The sequence below is a fragment of the Hymenobacter cavernae genome (genome assembly GCF_014641455.1).
Taxonomy (GTDB): Bacteria; Bacteroidota; Bacteroidia; order Cytophagales; family Hymenobacteraceae; genus Hymenobacter; species Hymenobacter cavernae.
On record NZ_BMHT01000006.1, the window covers coordinates 124,299 to 139,756 of the forward strand.

15 protein-coding genes are annotated in these 15,458 nt (G+C 55.4%); 1 reads left to right on the forward strand and 14 read right to left on the reverse strand.

Features of this window, described 5'->3' with window-relative positions:
• Nucleotides 1–73: 73 nt before the first annotated feature.
• Nucleotides 74–625 (reverse strand): hypothetical protein, encoded by a 552-nt coding sequence (locus IEX74_RS16490; protein ID WP_188815119.1) that lies wholly within the window; start codon nt 623–625, stop codon nt 74–76.
• Nucleotides 626–888: 263 nt separating this feature from the next.
• On the opposite strand from IEX74_RS16490, the gene IEX74_RS16495 reads away from it, so the two are divergent.
• Entirely contained in the window at nt 889–1,599 is a 711-nt protein-coding gene (locus tag IEX74_RS16495; RefSeq protein ID WP_188815120.1) for a LytR/AlgR family response regulator transcription factor, read from the forward strand.
• 121 nt (nt 1,600–1,720) lie between these two features.
• Here IEX74_RS16495 and IEX74_RS16500 read toward each other — a convergent pair whose 3' ends face one another.
• The 13 genes from IEX74_RS16500 to IEX74_RS16560 form a co-directional block, all read right to left on the reverse strand.
• A complete protein-coding gene (locus IEX74_RS16500) occupies nt 1,721–2,599 on the reverse strand; it encodes a sensor histidine kinase (protein ID WP_188815121.1) in 879 nt (292 codons plus the stop codon).
• Between the two features lie 3 nt (nt 2,600–2,602).
• A complete protein-coding gene (locus IEX74_RS16505; protein WP_188815122.1) occupies nt 2,603–3,331 on the reverse strand; it encodes a fatty acid desaturase in 729 nt (242 codons plus the stop codon).
• A 70-nt stretch (nt 3,332–3,401) separates the two neighbouring features.
• Nucleotides 3,402–4,250 (reverse strand): 4-hydroxy-3-methylbut-2-enyl diphosphate reductase, encoded by an 849-nt coding sequence (locus IEX74_RS16510; RefSeq protein ID WP_188815123.1) that lies wholly within the window; start codon nt 4,248–4,250, stop codon nt 3,402–3,404.
• 244 nt (nt 4,251–4,494) lie between these two features.
• Nucleotides 4,495–4,977: a hypothetical protein gene (locus IEX74_RS16515; protein ID WP_188815124.1), complete on the reverse strand. Its 483-nt coding sequence runs from the start codon at nt 4,975–4,977 to the stop codon at nt 4,495–4,497.
• A gap of 69 nt (nt 4,978–5,046) precedes the next feature.
• A complete protein-coding gene (locus IEX74_RS16520; RefSeq protein WP_188815125.1) occupies nt 5,047–5,889 on the reverse strand; it encodes a phytoene/squalene synthase family protein in 843 nt (280 codons plus the stop codon).
• A gap of 115 nt (nt 5,890–6,004) precedes the next feature.
• On the reverse strand, nt 6,005–7,486 hold the full coding sequence (gene crtID, locus IEX74_RS16525; protein ID WP_229755337.1) for a bifunctional phytoene desaturase/3,4-desaturase: 1,482 nt from the start codon (nt 7,484–7,486) through the stop codon (nt 6,005–6,007).
• Nucleotides 7,487–7,767: 281 nt separating this feature from the next.
• The gene (locus tag IEX74_RS16530) at nt 7,768–8,283 is read right to left on the reverse strand and encodes an RNA polymerase sigma factor (RefSeq protein WP_086595482.1); all 516 of its coding nucleotides are present in this window, start codon (nt 8,281–8,283) and stop codon (nt 7,768–7,770) included.
• A 458-nt stretch (nt 8,284–8,741) separates the two neighbouring features.
• Nucleotides 8,742–9,662 (reverse strand): MerR family transcriptional regulator, encoded by a 921-nt coding sequence (locus IEX74_RS16535; RefSeq protein ID WP_188815126.1) that lies wholly within the window; start codon nt 9,660–9,662, stop codon nt 8,742–8,744.
• Nucleotides 9,663–9,683: 21 nt separating this feature from the next.
• Nucleotides 9,684–10,184 carry a sterol desaturase family protein gene (locus tag IEX74_RS16540; protein WP_188815127.1) on the reverse strand — a complete coding sequence of 167 codons (501 nt, stop codon included), beginning with the start codon at nt 10,182–10,184 and terminating at the stop codon, nt 9,684–9,686.
• A gap of 157 nt (nt 10,185–10,341) precedes the next feature.
• Nucleotides 10,342–11,157 (reverse strand): enoyl-CoA hydratase/isomerase family protein, encoded by an 816-nt coding sequence (locus tag IEX74_RS16545; protein WP_188815128.1) that lies wholly within the window; start codon nt 11,155–11,157, stop codon nt 10,342–10,344.
• 175 nt (nt 11,158–11,332) lie between these two features.
• Complete coding sequence (locus IEX74_RS16550; protein WP_188815129.1) at nt 11,333–13,579, reverse strand: ComEC/Rec2 family competence protein; 2,247 nt, start codon at nt 13,577–13,579, stop codon at nt 11,333–11,335.
• A gap of 144 nt (nt 13,580–13,723) precedes the next feature.
• Complete coding sequence (locus IEX74_RS16555) at nt 13,724–14,176, reverse strand: GNAT family N-acetyltransferase (protein ID WP_188815130.1); 453 nt, start codon at nt 14,174–14,176, stop codon at nt 13,724–13,726.
• A gap of 59 nt (nt 14,177–14,235) precedes the next feature.
• A complete protein-coding gene (locus IEX74_RS16560) occupies nt 14,236–15,336 on the reverse strand; it encodes a PhoH family protein (protein ID WP_188815131.1) in 1,101 nt (366 codons plus the stop codon).
• Between the last annotated feature and the right edge of the window lie 122 nt (nt 15,337–15,458).

Consider the following 15,458-nt stretch of genomic DNA (forward strand, 5'->3'; position numbering starts at 1 on the left):
TTAGCGTCCATGAGAAAGCCCGAACCTAGGTAGGTTCGGGCTTTTCTGTAATTATACGTTCTGTATTGGCCTGTTACGAAATATCAGCTGTGAACTCCAGCACGGCATGAATAGCAAGCGGGCGAGTCAGGCGGCGGCGATTTGTGCCGGATATTTCCAGCGTAAAATCTTCTGCCCGTAAGTAATCCAACAGATTCAGGCGGCTAGTCACCTCCATTGCAATGCGGGTAGCCCGCGGCTCAGCATTCACAAATGTTGCAATAGCCACTTTGTGATTGTTAGCCGTCAGGAAACAATTGCCCGTTGCTAGGCTAGCTAGGTCGGGCATGTGGCGCCGGCTGTCCTGGCTATCGCCCCCTTGACATTCCAGGTAGCCGGCACGTAGAGTAACTGCTGTAATATCAGGCTGATCGAGGGTAGCCAAACAAGGCAAGGAGCCCGACAAGGTTGTTTCTGACAAATAAATCATGTCCAACGCCGGGTCCATTCGCGTGTTTATAGCCCGGTTGCTTAAGCCGAAGTTGGTGCGTAGCGAACGGCGAAGGCCCCGGTTATGATCAATGGTGAGCATCACGCCGAGGATGATGGGCGGCGGAACTACAGGCGCTACGAGCAAGGGTTTCATAACTGGCAAATAGGTAGTTCAGCACACCGGGTCTGAGATGAACTGGTCTGGAATAAACAGGAATCGACCAGCGATACTGAGTAGCAGAACAGGTCAGCTCATTAACGAATCTTAGGCTGCTAAGTTGTTTAAGTAGAGCAACATGCGCTAAAAGTATACTAAATGGTTAATAAAGCTGGCGGAAGCTATTGTTATTTAAGAATAAAGTGGAAAGTGTTTGGTCAATTCACTATCATTAGCCGCTACCTGCTACGTGCGCGCTTATGAAAATGACCTGTGTGCTGCTTGATGATGACCCGATTGTGCTGGACTTGTTCCGCACTTACATCGGCCTCACGGATGCGCTGGACCTGAAAGCCACGTTCACGAATCCGCTGGAGGCGCATGCCTTTCTCATACAGCAGCCGGTACAGGTACTGTTTCTGGATGTAGCCATGCCCCAACTTAGCGGCCTGGAGTTACTTCGCGCCCTGCGCAACCCGCCGCTGGTAGTGCTCCTGACGGCTTACCCGCAGTACGCGCTGGAAGGTTTCGACTTGGATGTTGCTGATTTTCTGCTCAAACCCGTTTCGCTGGAGCGGTTTCTAAAAGCTGTGACGAAGGTCAGCAACCTAGCCCGGTCTCAGGTTATCGAGGCCGATGACTCCTTTTTTATTCGGGCCGATGCCCAGTATGTGCGCCTGTACTACCACGATGTTCTGTACATCGAGGCGCTAAAGGACTTTACCAAGCTGCACACCACCGACGGCCGCACTCACCTGACGCTGGTTAACCTGAAAAACCTGGAAGAGCAGCTGCCACCGGGTTTGTTCGTACGTACCCATCGCTCTTACCTGGTAAACGCGCGTCATATCGACTCAATCACCAACCTGGAAGTGCGCATTGGTACCTGCACGCTCCCCCTGGGTCAGACCTACCGGGAGCAAGTCACCGAGCGCCTGGTAAGCCCCTTCCTCATCCGCCGCCAACATTGAGTTTCAGTTAACAATTACCATTTAACATCTATCATTTATCAATTAACATTTACCAGTTTGGCTAGTGCATACCTAGGTTAATTGCGCAAGCTGATAAATATCAATTGGTAAATGGTAGATGTTAAATGGTAAATGACCTTGGGATGGTGAAGCGGAAGGTGGTGCCTTTTTGTGGTGAGGTTTCGAAGCTTAGCTGGCCGCCGTTGCGCTCCACAAACTCTTTGCACAGGCGCAAACCTAGGCCAACGCCGCGCTCATCGGCGGTGCCGCTGGTTGAGTAGGGGCCGCTTTCCCCGAAGATGCGGGTGCAGCCGGTAGCCGTGATGCCTACGCCGGAATCTGCAATGGCGACTTCCCAAAAGTCTCCTTTGCGGCTCGTTGTTATAGTCACGGTACCCGCTTCCGGCGTAAACTTAATGGCGTTGCTGAGCAGATTACGCAGCACCATGCGGGTCATGTTCGGATCAGCCAGCGCCGGACACGGCTGTTGCAGCATGTTACACAGCTTGATGCGCTTGCGTTCTGCCTCCACGTTGACCAGCGTCAGCGTTTCTGCTAATAACTCATTGAGCAACAAACGCTCGGCCCGCACGCAGCCCTGCTGCGGCTGCATTACCAACCAGCTTAGCAGGCTGTCCAGCAGTTGCAGCGTCGTATCGAGTGTGCGGGTAAGGCGCTCTTTGTGAGCGGCTAGTTGCTCAGTGGGCAGGCTACCTAGGTCGAGCAGCGTGAGCAGGGAATGGAGCGAACTGAGCGGGCTGCGTACGTCGTGCGCCAAGGCCGAAAAAAGCAGGCTTTGGGTTTTGTTGAGTTCCGTTAGCGCTGTTTGCCGCTGGTGCAGGGCTTCTTGCTCACTGCGGAGCCGCCGGTTAGCGCGCCATTGTCGCAGCAATGCCCAACCTAGGCTTAGCACCATAAGCACCAACAGGAAGTCGCTCACAACCAATTCGCTCCGCACCAATGACCAAGGTATCAGGCTGAAGAGCGAAGCTAGGTTCATAGGCTACTTGGTTTGCCACAAGCGCCACCAGGGCAGGTAAGGCTGGTCGTGGTGCTCGTAATGATACCCAAAAAAGTAACAGCTCAGAAATGCCCACACATGGTGCCGCAGCTGGGTACGCGACTTATGCACGTTGTCAGGCGCGTGCTCGCCACGGTGCGGCAGGTACGTACCAAAGAAAAACAGCTGCACGGTCGCCAGAACGGCCGGTAGCATCCAGAAGGCTATAACGTTAGCCATCGGAAAGAACAGCTTAAGCACATTGTAGGTAGCCGCCATCAGCACGACTTGCCACCATGTCACGTAGTTCCAAGCAAAGCGCAGGAGCCACGGCAGAAAACCGGCGTGCCGGCCGTCATGGAAGTCAGGGTCGTCTTCGGTGGCCACGTGGCGGTGGTGCTGGTGGTGTTTGGGCAGCATCCGCGGGAACCAGTTGAAGGCAAACAGCAGCGCCGTGATGGTGCCAATGGCGTTATTCAGGCGCTTATTGTTGCTCACCACACCGTGCATGGCATCGTGGGCGGTGATGAACAGGCCGGTGTACAGATGCGTTTGCACCAAAGCCAGCACGTACGGCCAAGGCGTTGCCCAATCAGGTTGGTAAAAAGCCAGCAGAAACGTAAGCAGCGCCGCCCACAGCGCCATAATCGTCAGCGCCGCCGCCACGCCTTTGCCTTGCAAAGACCTAGGCTTCAAGCGTTTTTGAGCGGATACAGGCTGGGCGGCTAGCATGTTCTATTTAATTTTTCGCAGAGGAAGGCGCAGCGTTTTGCTGAGGTCGTCCTAAACTTACTCAGCTACTCTATAACGTCAGCAGGGCGTCGCGCACATTTTCCATGAGCCACATGGGCGTGCTGGTGGCGCCACAAATGCCCACCGACTGCCCCGGCTGAAACCATTGAGGCTGAATCTCTTCTACTTTGGAAATGAAGTGCGTGTTCGGATTGGTGTCTTTGCACACCTGGTAAAGCACTTTTCCGTTGCTGCTTTTCGTGCCCGACACGAACACAATCTGGTCAAACTGAGCGGAGAAGCGCCGCAGGTCTTTGTCGCGGTTGCTTACCTGTCGGCAGATAGTATCGTTGGCAGTCACGGAGTAGCCGCGCTGTTCCAGCTCATCCTTGATGCGGTAGAAAGAGTCGGTGCTTTTGGTGGTCTGGCTGTAGAGCGTCACGTTGCTGGGCAGCTCGTGGCGCAGCAACTCGTCCAGATTCTCAAACACGACGGCATTGCCGCTGGTCTGCCCCAGCAGGCCGCGCACCTCCGCGTGGCCATGTTTGCCATAGATGAAAATCTGCTCCTGCTTGTCGTAGCTGGTCTTGATGCGGTTTTGCAGCTTCAACACCACCGGGCAAGAGGCATCAATCAGCGTGAGGTTGTTTTCCAGGGCCGTCTGGTAGGTGCTGGGTGGCTCCCCGTGGGCGCGAATCAGCACGGCTTCGTTGCGAAGCTGCGCAAACGTGTCGTAGTCGATGATGCGCAGGCCGCGCTTTTCAAGGCGCTCCACTTCTTCATCGTTGTGCACGATGTCGCCCAGGCAATACAGATAGCCCTGGTCTTGCAGAATATCTTCGGCCATCTGAATGGCATATATGACGCCGAAGCAGAAGCCGGAATTGGGGTCGATACGGACGCTCAGTTGGTGCGGCATAGCTTCCTAACCGTTAAACCCAGCAGAAGGTTGTAAGCGTTACTGAGGAAGTTACAAGTATTCTGACCGAGCTTGCTGTAGTTGAGCTTATTTTCTGACTAAACCTTTCAAATCAACTTACTGATCCTATTTTTTGGCCGACAATTTCTTTGCTGCTCTTTACCCGGAAACAACTAAAACGCATGAAAATTCTGCCTGTCATAGCTTCTCCGGCATGCTACTTTCCGCAACCTAGGTCTTAAACCTAGCTCTTTACGCCGTTAAGCTTCTGAGCCTCTTCAGCGCTTACTTTGCCGTGCTTGAGGAGGTAATTACGTATCGTCTGAAATCCTGCGGCATCCAGACCAGAGCTAGGGTGCTTCAGTAAGCTAGCTATCAGCATCTGTCGGTCTTCCTCAACGTGCTTACTCATCCCCAGAAAGCTAGGCAGATTTGTTTCTACGCTAAAACGCAAGTAACGCACTTCGGCATTCTGTGGGTTGAGCGCTACGGCCTGCTCAAACGTGTGAGCCGCCGCCTGCACGTAGCGGAGCTTTTCCAGCAACGACGCATCGCGGGCCTTAATAGCCTCAGCAGCACCTTTGTAGCCTAGCACCACGGGGTCGCGCTGATCGTAGCTGGCCATGAGCTGATAGAACTTCTCACCGGCTGCCTCATCCGCCGCTGCTTTTTCGTAGTGCCGCCGCAGGGCAGCAATTGCATAGGGTGAGGTGGTAGGATCAGACACAGTAGAAGTCAGGGTAAAAAGCAGTGAGCAAAAGAAGATAAGCAGTTTCACACGGCAACCATTTCGTTATCAGATAGCCCGCAGGCGATAACGAAAGTACGAACCCATGAGCAATAAGATTTTTGTGTTGTCTGGCACGCGCACCCGCTCCCCCAGGATTCGGGCCGCCGGCAGCTGCCGGATCTTGTGAAAAAGCTTCAGATAATACACGTACGCCAGGTACACGCCCAGGCGTGCGGCGCGCGGCAACTGCACGATACCTGCGTAGGCCGCATCAAAATCGGCACGGATGTCGGCTTCGATTTCGTGCTTCGTTGCGTCGTCGAACTTTTCGTACACCACGCCGGGGAAATACACGCGGCCCCGCTCTTCGTAGTCGGAGCGGATATCGCGCAGGAAGTTGACTTTCTGAAACGCCGAACCTAGCCTCCGCGCAGGCTCGCGCAGGCGCTCAAACATGGCCTTGTCGCCCTCGCAGAAAATGCGCAGGCACATTAGCCCCACCACTTCCGCCGAGCCGTAGATGTACTCCTCGTAGAGCGACTGGTTGTAGCGGTTGTCTTCCAGGTCCATCTCCATACTCCGCAGAAACGCATCGATAAATTCCCGGTCGATGCCGTAGCGGTGCACCATGAGCTGAAAGGCGTGCAGCACCGGACTCAGGCTGAAGCGCAAGGCCAAGGCCTCGTCGGTCTGGCGCTTGAAGTCGGCAAATAGCGCCGCCTTATCGTGGTCGTGGAAGGTATCCACGATTTCATCGGCCCAGCGCACGAAGCCATAGACGGCGTACACCGGCAAGTGAAACCGCCGATCCAGGGTGCGAATGCCCAGCGTAAACGACGTGCTGTAGCGCGCAGTAATCAGCTTGCTGCACGCCAGGCTGGTGTCATCAAAAAGGGCAACGTGGTCCACGGAAATGTTGAGTTTTGAATGTTGAATTAGCTGGTAAGTACGACTGCTGCGTTGGTACGAATAAGCCGCTGAGGAAGGTTCGAGCCTAGCTTATTCATAACGCAGCACTCAAAAGTTAAAACTCCTTTTCGACTTCTTTCGCCACGACTTGCCCGGAAATAAGCGAAGGTGGCACGCCGGGACCAGGCACCGTAAGCTGGCCCGTGAAATATAAGTTACTCACTTTCTTGCTTTTCAGTGCAGGCTTCAGGATAGCCGTCTGCCGCAGCGTGTTAGCGAGGCCGTAGGCGTTGCCTTTGTAGCTGTGGTAATCGGCCATGAAGTCACGGTGGGCGTAGCTGCGCTTGAACACTACGGCGTCGCGGATGGTCTGGCCGCAGTGCCGCTCCAGCCGCTCCATAATCAGGTGGTAATAATGCTCCCGCGTCTCTTCCGAATCCGGCAGATCGGGTGCGACGGGCATGAGCAGGAAGAGGTTTTCGCAACCGGCCGGCGCTACGCTGGGGTCAGTTTTGGAAGGAGTAGAAGCATAGAAGAGTGGCTTGCTTGGCCACTGCGGCTGCTCGTATATCTCACGGGCGTGCCCTTCAAAATCCTCATCGAAGAACAGGTTATGGTGCTGTAGCCAGTCGAGGCGCTTGTTCAAACCTAGGTAAAACAGCAACGACGACGGCGCCAACGTGCGCGAATCCCAATACTTTTCGTCGTAGTGGCGGTATTCCGGTTTAAGCAAATGCTGCTCAGCGTGATGATAGTCAGCACCGGCCACGACCACATCGGCAGCGCGGAAGCCATTGGCTGTCAGCACACCCGTGGCGCGGCTATTTTCCACCCTGATTTCCTGCACTTCCTGATTGTATTCCAGCGCCACGCCCTGCTCCTGGGCTAGTTTCACCATGCCTTCCACAATCTTATGCATACCGCCCATCGGGTACCAGGTGCCCAAAGCTAGGTCGGCGTAGTTCATCAGCGAGTAAAGCGCGGGCGTATTTTGAGGCGTAGCGCCAAGAAACAGCACCGGAAACTCCATCAGCTTAATGAGCTTTTCGTGCTTGAAAAACTTCCGAATGTGCTTGCTCATGCTCTGCAACACATCCAGCCGCACGGCATCAACGAGCAAGCGCGGGTCGGTAAACTCCAGCAACGAGCGCCCCGGCATGTGCACGAATTTATTGATACCGACTTCATACTTATAAGCCGCCTGCCGCAGAAACTCATCCAAACGGGCAGCGCTGCCGGGCTCGATGCTCTCAAAAAGCTGCCGCAGCGCCGGCATCTGCGCCGGAATGTTCACGCAGTCGTTGCCGGCAAAAACCACTTGGTACGACGGGTCGAGCCGCACCAGATCGTAGTAATCAGCCACCCGATGCCCAAATCGCCCGAAGTACTGTTCAAACACATCGGGCATCCAGTACCAGCTAGGTCCCATATCGAAGGTGAAGCCTTCGGCCCGGAACACCCGCGCGCGCCCGCCGGGGCCTTCATTCTTTTCCAGCAGCGTAACGCGGTAGCCGCGCTGAGCCAGGGAAGTAGCCGCCGATAAGCCCGCGAAGCCGGCTCCGATAACAATAACGTGTTTTGACTGTGGATTGCTCAAACGTGCGGAATAGATGAGGTGGTTGCAAGCTACAAAGCCGGGCCCTACTTTGTTTTGCCGCCGCGCTTCGCCGCCCAAACCTAGGTTTGCCGCGCCTAATGTTCAGCTGCAAAAAATCAAAATTATCTTTCAACAAAACAGCTCGCACCGCCCTAGCTTTTGAAGGCCAGCGCAATGCGAGCTGTGATAAAAACAACGGACCGCAAGCGACGGGGCTTATTGCCAATGTCACCTACGGCCCGCGATACGCCCAGGCGGCAGTTGTACTCTCTCCCTATTCCCTACACGCCCGGGGCGTATACCGTCAGCGCCTGTTTAAGTTCCTTGCGGGCAATGTGAATCCGGTTCTTCACCGTACCAATCGGAATTTGCAGCTTCTCCGCAATTTCCAGGTACTTATACCCGATGTAGTACATCATAAACGGCGTTCGATAGTCAGCACTCAGGTTCGCAATTGCTTCGTTGATATCTGTTACTACGAAGTCACTGGTTGCACCGTTGTGTGTAATGTAATTCTCATCCGTGTTGAAGTACTGAAAGTACTCGGTGCTATCAATATTACTATTGCGCTTAGTAATCTTGTTGTAGTTGTTAATGAAGGTGTTGCGCATGATGGTATACAACCACGCCTTCAAATTGGTGCCCGCCTTAAACTTGTCTTTGTTTAACAAGGCTTTCAACAAGGTCTCCTGCACCAGGTCCTTCGCATCATCAGCGTCGCGGGTCAGGTTCATCGCCACGGGCTTTAGAGAGTAAGAAATCTTCTGTACCTGATCTGTAAATTCCAAAGAGGTCATACTGTCTAGCTTTTTGTGGCAAAAGGTTAAACAAATATACGAGGTTGTTAAGAAGTGGTCTAAACTAGACCAGAATATTTTTCACCGTCGCATAAGGTTTAAATTCTGCTAGCAAAGTACGAAGTGCCTGATAATCAGTTTATTTATTTGAGATGATTTCCGGTTTATCGTTTTAGCAAATCGTTAAACCTAGCCTTTTGGACGTTCAGTGAGCTTATAGCACGATGAATGAAAACGCGGCGACAACTGCTTCTTTTTGCCGATTTTCAGCTGGCTGTTGAGCTTAGAAAGAGAGCTATTCTTAGAAAAATCAAATTATTTTGAAGCGCTGTTTTGCTCGCTAAAGCAGCTGCTCCTATACCGTTATGAGCAGTTGCTCAGGTATATCTGCGCCAGCAGCTAATCTGTGGCGTGTGCCTGCTTGCTTGGGCTGCAAAACCCGATATTTTTAGTTGCGCCTACGACAGCTCGCGCTGCAACTGGCCGTTGCTAACCTGCTTTGCCTCGTCAGCCAACGTCAGGAAATCCGTCATGAGCAGCGGCCGCACGACGTTCGGCGGCATATTCAGGCATAGCTGCTGGGCCAGCGGACCGTACACGACCAGCTTAGCCGTTGGCCGGATTTGCGCCAGATGCTGCACGTAGTCAGGCACCCGGTCGCGCTCTGGCACCGCCGTCAGTACCGTGCAGAGCGCATACGGCTCGTAGCTGGCGCACACGTTCTCCAGCTCCGCGCTGGGCAGGTTCTGACCTAGGTACAGCACATGATGCCCACGGGCGCGCAGGGCATAGTTCATAAAGAGCAGCGCCAGCTCGTGCAGCTCGCCTTCGGGCAAAAAGAGCACCCAGCGGCGTGCCTGCTTTGGGTGTACCGGCGTGAGGGCATCGGTGGCCGCCAGCATTTTCTGCCGCAGCAGGTGCGTCACCAAGTGTTCCTGCGCCGGGTTGACGGTGCCCGTTTGCCATAACACCCCTACGCGCTGCAAAAACGGATAAACGACATGCATGATGGCCTGCTCGAAACCTAGGTGCCGGAAGGCTGTCTGCATCAGTTCGTTCAGCGTCAGCTCATCCATTTCGAGCATGGCCGCCAACAGTGCATTTACCTGCCGCTCGTAATCGCGGGAGGCATCGCAGCAGGCCAGCACTGCTTCGGCTAGCTCCTGATCGGTGAGGCGCGCTACCTGCGAGATGCGCTGCCCGCGTCCGCAAAGCGTAGCCACGTTGAGCAAGCGCCGTAGGTCATCATCGCAGTACGTGCGGATGTTGGTGGCGGTGCGCACCGGCCGCAAAATGCCGTAGCGCTGCTCCCACATCCGGATGGTGTGTGCCCGAATGCCCGAAAGCTGCTCTAAATCGCTGATCGAAAAGTGTCCCACAGTACCTGCTCCTCCTACGTCTTAATTGGCCGACTCCGTGAGTCGGCTTCGCTTTCGCTCCGGCGCGGGTTTGCGACGGGCCAAAGCAAAATAATGGGGCGACACCCACAACAAACCAAACTCCTCAGAACCGTCGCGCTGGGTGGTTTTATGGTGCATCTTGTGCGCCATGTTCAGCGCCCGCAGGTAGCTGTTGCGCGACTTACGCCAGAAGCGCAACCGCCCATGAATCAACACATCGTGCACAAAAAAGTACAAGGTGCCATACGCCGCAATGCCCGATCCGACCCAGAAGCGCCAATCTTTATCATCAGAACCGTAGATGATAAAGAGCATCGACAACGAGCCATAGAACAGAAAGAAGAAGTCGTTGCGCTCGAAGCGGTGCGGATGCCGCACATGGTGCGAGCGGTGCAGAAACCACAGCGGCCCATGCAGCACAAAGCGGTGCATAAACCACGCAACGAATTCCATTCCCAGAAAAGTAGCCGTAACGACGGCGGCAGCTGCCAGGGGTGTCATAAGGTGCTAACCAGCACAGCGGAAGGATGTTTTGAGTAGTCGGGCAAAAACAGCACTGTCATTCCGAGCAGCACAAGGAAGCTGGGTTGGATACCTAGGTAGATAATTCAGATCCCTAAGTTAGCTCGGAATGACAGCAGTGTTCAGGTACCTAGGTTTAGTCCCAAACCAGCTTTTCTTTGTTCAGGAAAGCCGTGATGCCCCGACGGCAATCATTGGAGCCGCGGGCTTCGGCGTTCAGCTGAGCGGCGTAGCGCAGGCTATCTTCCAGGGCCATATCGGGCAGGCGCGCCAGCATTTCCTTCGTGATTTCCATGCTCTGACTGGAGTTTTCGACGCACAAGCGCCGGGCAAAGCGGTATACGTTATCAGCCAAGTCTTCCTTGGAAACTAGGAAGTTAACCAGCCCGAAATCAGCAGCCGACTGCGCGGAAATTACGTCGCCGGTCAGCAGCAGTTGCTTCGTGCGGGCCTCCCCTATTTTGCGCACCAGGAACACGCTCACGATGGCCGGGAGCAAACCTAGCTTTACTTCGGTGTAGCCAAATTTGGCGTCGGGCACGGTGAAGGCAAAGTCGCAGATGGTGGCGAGGCCACAGCCGCCGGCCAGCGCGTGGCCCTGCACCTGCCCAATCACGATCTTCTTCAGCGTATAGATCTGGTGAAAGAGCTGCATCAGGTGCGCCGAGTCCGACAGATGATCGGGGTAGCCGACGCCTTGCAGCTCCTGCTCCTGAATAGACGCCAGGTCGGAGCCGGCGCAGAATACGTCGCCGGCAGCGCGCAGCACAATCACCTTGCAGCTCTCATCGTCTTCGGCGACCTCGAAAGCCTGCTTCAGCTCGGCTACTACGTCGTAGCTCAGCGCGTTACGTTTTTCGGGGCGATTCAGCGTGATATAGCCAATCGCTTCCTGCGATTCGTAGCTAATGTAGCGCAGCTCTTCCAGCTCCTGAGTAGGCATATTTTCCATGGTCGTGCAAGACTAGGCGTGAAAAATCGACACCACTGCGCGCATAAGCCAGGTCGCAGCCGGTGAGTTATTAGTAGGGCATGGTAACCAAACCTAACGAAAATGACGCGTTAATAAAACTATATACTGCCTTGCGGGGCCTATCGGTTTCGCTCCGGCTACGGCCAGCCGATACCTAGGTACGCGGCTGAACGGTAAAGAAGCCACTGGCAGTCACATCATATGTCTGCATACCAAGCTGTTGCAGCTCCGGTGTCAGTCGTTGCACGTACCACGAGCGGCACGAAGAATCGAAAACAATCCTAGCATCTTTGCCAAATACAGTGGCTAGGTCGGCGGCTTTCACCCGCGCATTGCGCCGCAACACAACCACCGACACGGACCTGGGTTGATGAGCCGGACTTAACTTTTGCGAAACGAAGGCGACCGTCACGCCACGCCATGCCGTGAGGACCAAACCACTATCAGGCGCGCAGCGAACGGCCGGCACGACCGTTTCGCGCCAGCCGGTATGGTATTGCACGCGTTGCGCTTCGCGGGCAATAATGCCCGGCACGATGCGGTAGGTGCGTTCGGTTTCGGAGAGCGGCAGCGAATCGACGGCCACAATATCGGCCGAGGCGCCTTGCCAGAAGCCGCACACCGACCGGCGTGGAATGCTGTAAATAATGAGGCGTTCATCGGTTTTCAGATCGTGCGCCGCCCAAACCTTATTTCCCGCAAATACGCCCATCAGCGCACAGGCCAGCCCCAGCCACACCAGGCGCCGGGCCGCGAAGAACGTGAGCAAGGCCAGGATAACGCCAAAAATCAGCCACGCCTGCGGGGCCGTGACGTGAATGCCGCTGATAAGCGCGCCAGGCATCGCGCGGCCGATCAAGAAGATGTATTCGTTGAACAGCCAGATCATTAGCTCGAAAACCCACGCCACGAACCTAGGTCCATAGTCCAGCAAGGTGGTTAAAGCTGGGGCAAACAAACCGATAGCGGCCACCAATCCTTTCAGGCTCAGCAGCACCAGCCCCACGTACACCGCCCCCGAAGAAATCGGCACGGCCACGAGGTTGGAAGCCAGAAAGCTGAGCGGAAATTGGTGAAAGTAGAACAGCCCCAGCGGGAACGTAGCCACCTGTGCCGCCAACGACAGCGCCGTGGCCTGCCAGATGTTATCCATACTCCAGCTCGTCCATTTCCAAAGTTTCTGCACAAACCTAGGTTGCCAGGGCCGCTGCTGGTCCAGAAAGTAGCCTTTCACATCCAGCCACGCCACAATGCGCGGCTGCACGTACACAATGCTGAGCACCGCCAGAAACGACAGCTGAAAACCGACATCGGCGAGCAGGTACGGGTCGTAGCAGAGCAGGCAAAACGCCGCCACGGCCAGCGTGTTGTACATGGTGCTTTGCCGCCCGGTTACTCGTGCTACGATGATAAAGCTGAACATCACCGCCGCGCGCAGCACCGAAGCCGATAAACCCGTTACAAACGCATACGTCCAGATAACCGCTAGACCTAGGGCAGCCGTCAGAAAACGAAAAAATGGCCCACGCCGACCGGGTATTTTGCTCAATACCCACATGACAGCGCCAAACAACAACCCAACCTGCAAGCCCGATACGGCCATGATGTGCGTGGTGCCGGTGTTGGCGTAGGCTTGCTTGGTGTCCTGATCAACGTCGTCTTTGATGCCGAGCACCAAGGCAGAAGCCAAAGCATATTCTCGCTTCTCATGCACATACTGCCGGAATACGTCATCGAGCACTCGCGCTGTTCGCATGCTGATGGCCCGCAGATGGCTAGGTGGCTGCGTGGCTAGCTTGCGGTACTGATCGGGGTGGATAAACTGTTGATGATAAACCTGATGGAAAGCCAGGTAGCGCCGATAGTCGAACTCGCCGGGGTTCAGTGGGGGCTTGCTCGGGGCGGGTGCGCCGCGCACGAGCCACACGTCGCCGTATTGCGGCGCCGTTACTTCCGCCTGCCCTTCTTGCCTTGGAATCGACACGCGAATGCCACCCGTGGCGGGCTGCCAGTGCCCATTCACCCGCACCGCCGACACGCGCACGGTGGTGGCATACGTGTTCGGCCGCACCACCGTGTAGTCATCCACCACGCCGCGGTAAAACTCGATCCGGCTGCCAAAGTGGTAAAGGTGGTCAGCGCGGCGCGACTCAGTGGATTGTTGGGCTAACGTTATACCGGCGCTGTAAATAGTCAGCAGCGCTAATAAACCAGCGAGGTTCGTCAGACCTAGGCTCTTGCTTTGTGTCGCCCAGATTTGTGCACCTAAAAATAACCCGGCCAGTGCCAACAACGCACCTCGCAAATCAGGCAGCGCGTCGCCAATGTAGAGGTAGGTCAGAATACCAGCAGCCAGCGCCAGGGTAAGGCGCACGAAGGCGTAAGGGGCCCAGCGAATCATAAGAACCAGGATAAATCAGCTAATAATAGATCAGGTCAGGTAAAGCCAATATCCATACCAGCCCCTAGTTCCTCAGATTTGATCCATAAAAAAGCCGCTTGCTTTTACGAGCAAGCGGCTTTTAACATCCGAAACCTAGGTTGTCTAGCTGTTCGTCAGCCACGGACGGCGCCAAACCATCTTGAAGTGTTCAATATCGCACTCACTAAACTGCTCGCCTTCCTTCACAAAGCCGTGGCGCTCATAGAAACGCACGGCGGGCAGCTGCGCGTGCAGATACACTTGCGCGCCCGGATGAGCAGCTTCCACATCTTGCAACACGCTTTGCAGCAGCGCAGCGCCAGCGGCCTGGTTGCGATACGCCTCCAGCACGGCAAAGCGCTCCAGCTTCACGCCGTTTGGCGTTTTGCGCCAGCGAGCGGCGCCGCAAGGCGTGCCATCAGCAGTGCGAGCTAGGTAATGGCGGGCATTGGTGCGGTCGTGCTCGTCGTATTCGTCTTCAGCGGGCACGCCCTGGCCTTCTACAAATACTTTTCGGCGGATGGCAAAGGCAGCATCCAGGTCAAGTGGCTCAGTAATCGGTTGAGCGGTAATCATGAAGCGAGGGTAAAAGAAACCGCGGGACCGACCTAGGTCAGTCCCGCGAGTACTACGAATTACAGTTGCTGTTCGTGGTTTACGGGCAAGGAAGCCGTGCCGTCGTTCTCCGGCCGCGCATCCGGATGACGGTCCGGACGGTCGTTGTTGTCCGGGCGCGGACGGTACTCGCGCACGGGCCGGTTTGCCTGCTCCTTCTGCTGCGTGGCATCGAAGCGGTCGTAGGCATACACAATTTCCTTCACCAGACGGTGACGAACTACATCTTCGGCGCTCATCTCCACGAAGCCGATGCCGCGCACATCCTTCAGAATATCAAGCGCCTGCAACAGGCCCGATTTCTGTTTGGTTGGCAAGTCAATCTGGCTCCGGTCGCCGTTCACCATCACTTTCGCCGATGGTCCCATCCGCGTCAGGAACATCTTGAGCTGTGAAGGCGTGGTGTTCTGGGCCTCGTCCAGCAGCACGAAAGCGTTGTTGAGCGTGCGACCCCGCATGTAGGCCAGCGGCGCAATTTCGATGATCTTGTTGTCCTGGTAGAATTTCAGCTTTTCAGCCGGAATCATATCTTCCAGGGCATCGTAAATCGGGCGCAGATACGGGTCAACTTTCTCCTTCATATCGCCGGGTAGGAAACCTAGGCTCTCGCCGGCTTCCACCACGGGGCGCGAAATGATGATCTTCTTGACCTCTTTGTTCTTGAGCGCGCGCACGGCCAAGGCCACCGAAATGTAGGTTTTGCCGGTACCGGCCGGCCCCAGGGCAAACGTCAGGTCGTTCTTCAGTACCGAATCGACGAGGCGCTGCTGGTTGGGCGTTTTGGCCTTAATCACGCCGCCTTTCGCCCCGAACACAATAACGTCGGCGGGCGAAGACGTGGCAATGATGCGTTCCTGCTGCTCGTCGTCGGCGGCCGACACGTACTCGTTTATCACTTTATCGGTGATCTGACCATACTGGTGGTAGTGCTCGATGAGCGAAGACAGAATCTCGTTGATACGCGCAATGACGGGCGTCTGGCCCTGGATTTTAATTTCGTTGCCGCGCGAAATAATTTTACTACCTGGGAAGGCGGCGGCTAGTTGGCGAATGTTTTGGTTGTCGGGTCCGAGGAAGTCGACGAGGGAAACATTTTCGAGGGTGATGATTTTCTCGACCAATCTGTGGGTGCTTTTAAGCGAGTGAATTAGGGAAATGAACCGGCAAGAGTGGCGTAGGCTCAGCTTGGTTCGCCTAAAACGCCTACTTTTGCCGCCCCCGCATCGGGTTAAACAATAGTACG

Excerpts from the sequence above, each read along its gene's own strand:
- IEX74_RS16490 (WP_188815119.1), bottom strand. The coding sequence starts at position 625 with ATGAAACCCTTGCTCGTAGCGCCTGTAGTTCCGCCGCCCATCATCCTC.
- IEX74_RS16495 (WP_188815120.1), top strand. The coding sequence starts at position 889 with ATGAAAATGACCTGTGTGCTGCTTGATGATGACCCGATTGTGCTGGAC.
- IEX74_RS16500 (WP_188815121.1), bottom strand. The coding sequence starts at position 2,599 with ATGAACCTAGCTTCGCTCTTCAGCCTGATACCTTGGTCATTGGTGCGG.
- IEX74_RS16505 (WP_188815122.1), bottom strand. The coding sequence starts at position 3,331 with ATGCTAGCCGCCCAGCCTGTATCCGCTCAAAAACGCTTGAAGCCTAGG.
- IEX74_RS16510 (WP_188815123.1), bottom strand. The coding sequence starts at position 4,250 with ATGCCGCACCAACTGAGCGTCCGTATCGACCCCAATTCCGGCTTCTGC.
- IEX74_RS16530 (WP_086595482.1), bottom strand. The coding sequence starts at position 8,283 with ATGACCTCTTTGGAATTTACAGATCAGGTACAGAAGATTTCTTACTCT.
- IEX74_RS16540 (WP_188815127.1), bottom strand. The coding sequence starts at position 10,184 with ATGACACCCCTGGCAGCTGCCGCCGTCGTTACGGCTACTTTTCTGGGA.
- IEX74_RS16545 (WP_188815128.1), bottom strand. The coding sequence starts at position 11,157 with ATGGAAAATATGCCTACTCAGGAGCTGGAAGAGCTGCGCTACATTAGC.
- IEX74_RS16550 (WP_188815129.1), bottom strand. The coding sequence starts at position 13,579 with ATGATTCGCTGGGCCCCTTACGCCTTCGTGCGCCTTACCCTGGCGCTG.
- IEX74_RS16555 (WP_188815130.1), bottom strand. The coding sequence starts at position 14,176 with ATGATTACCGCTCAACCGATTACTGAGCCACTTGACCTGGATGCTGCC.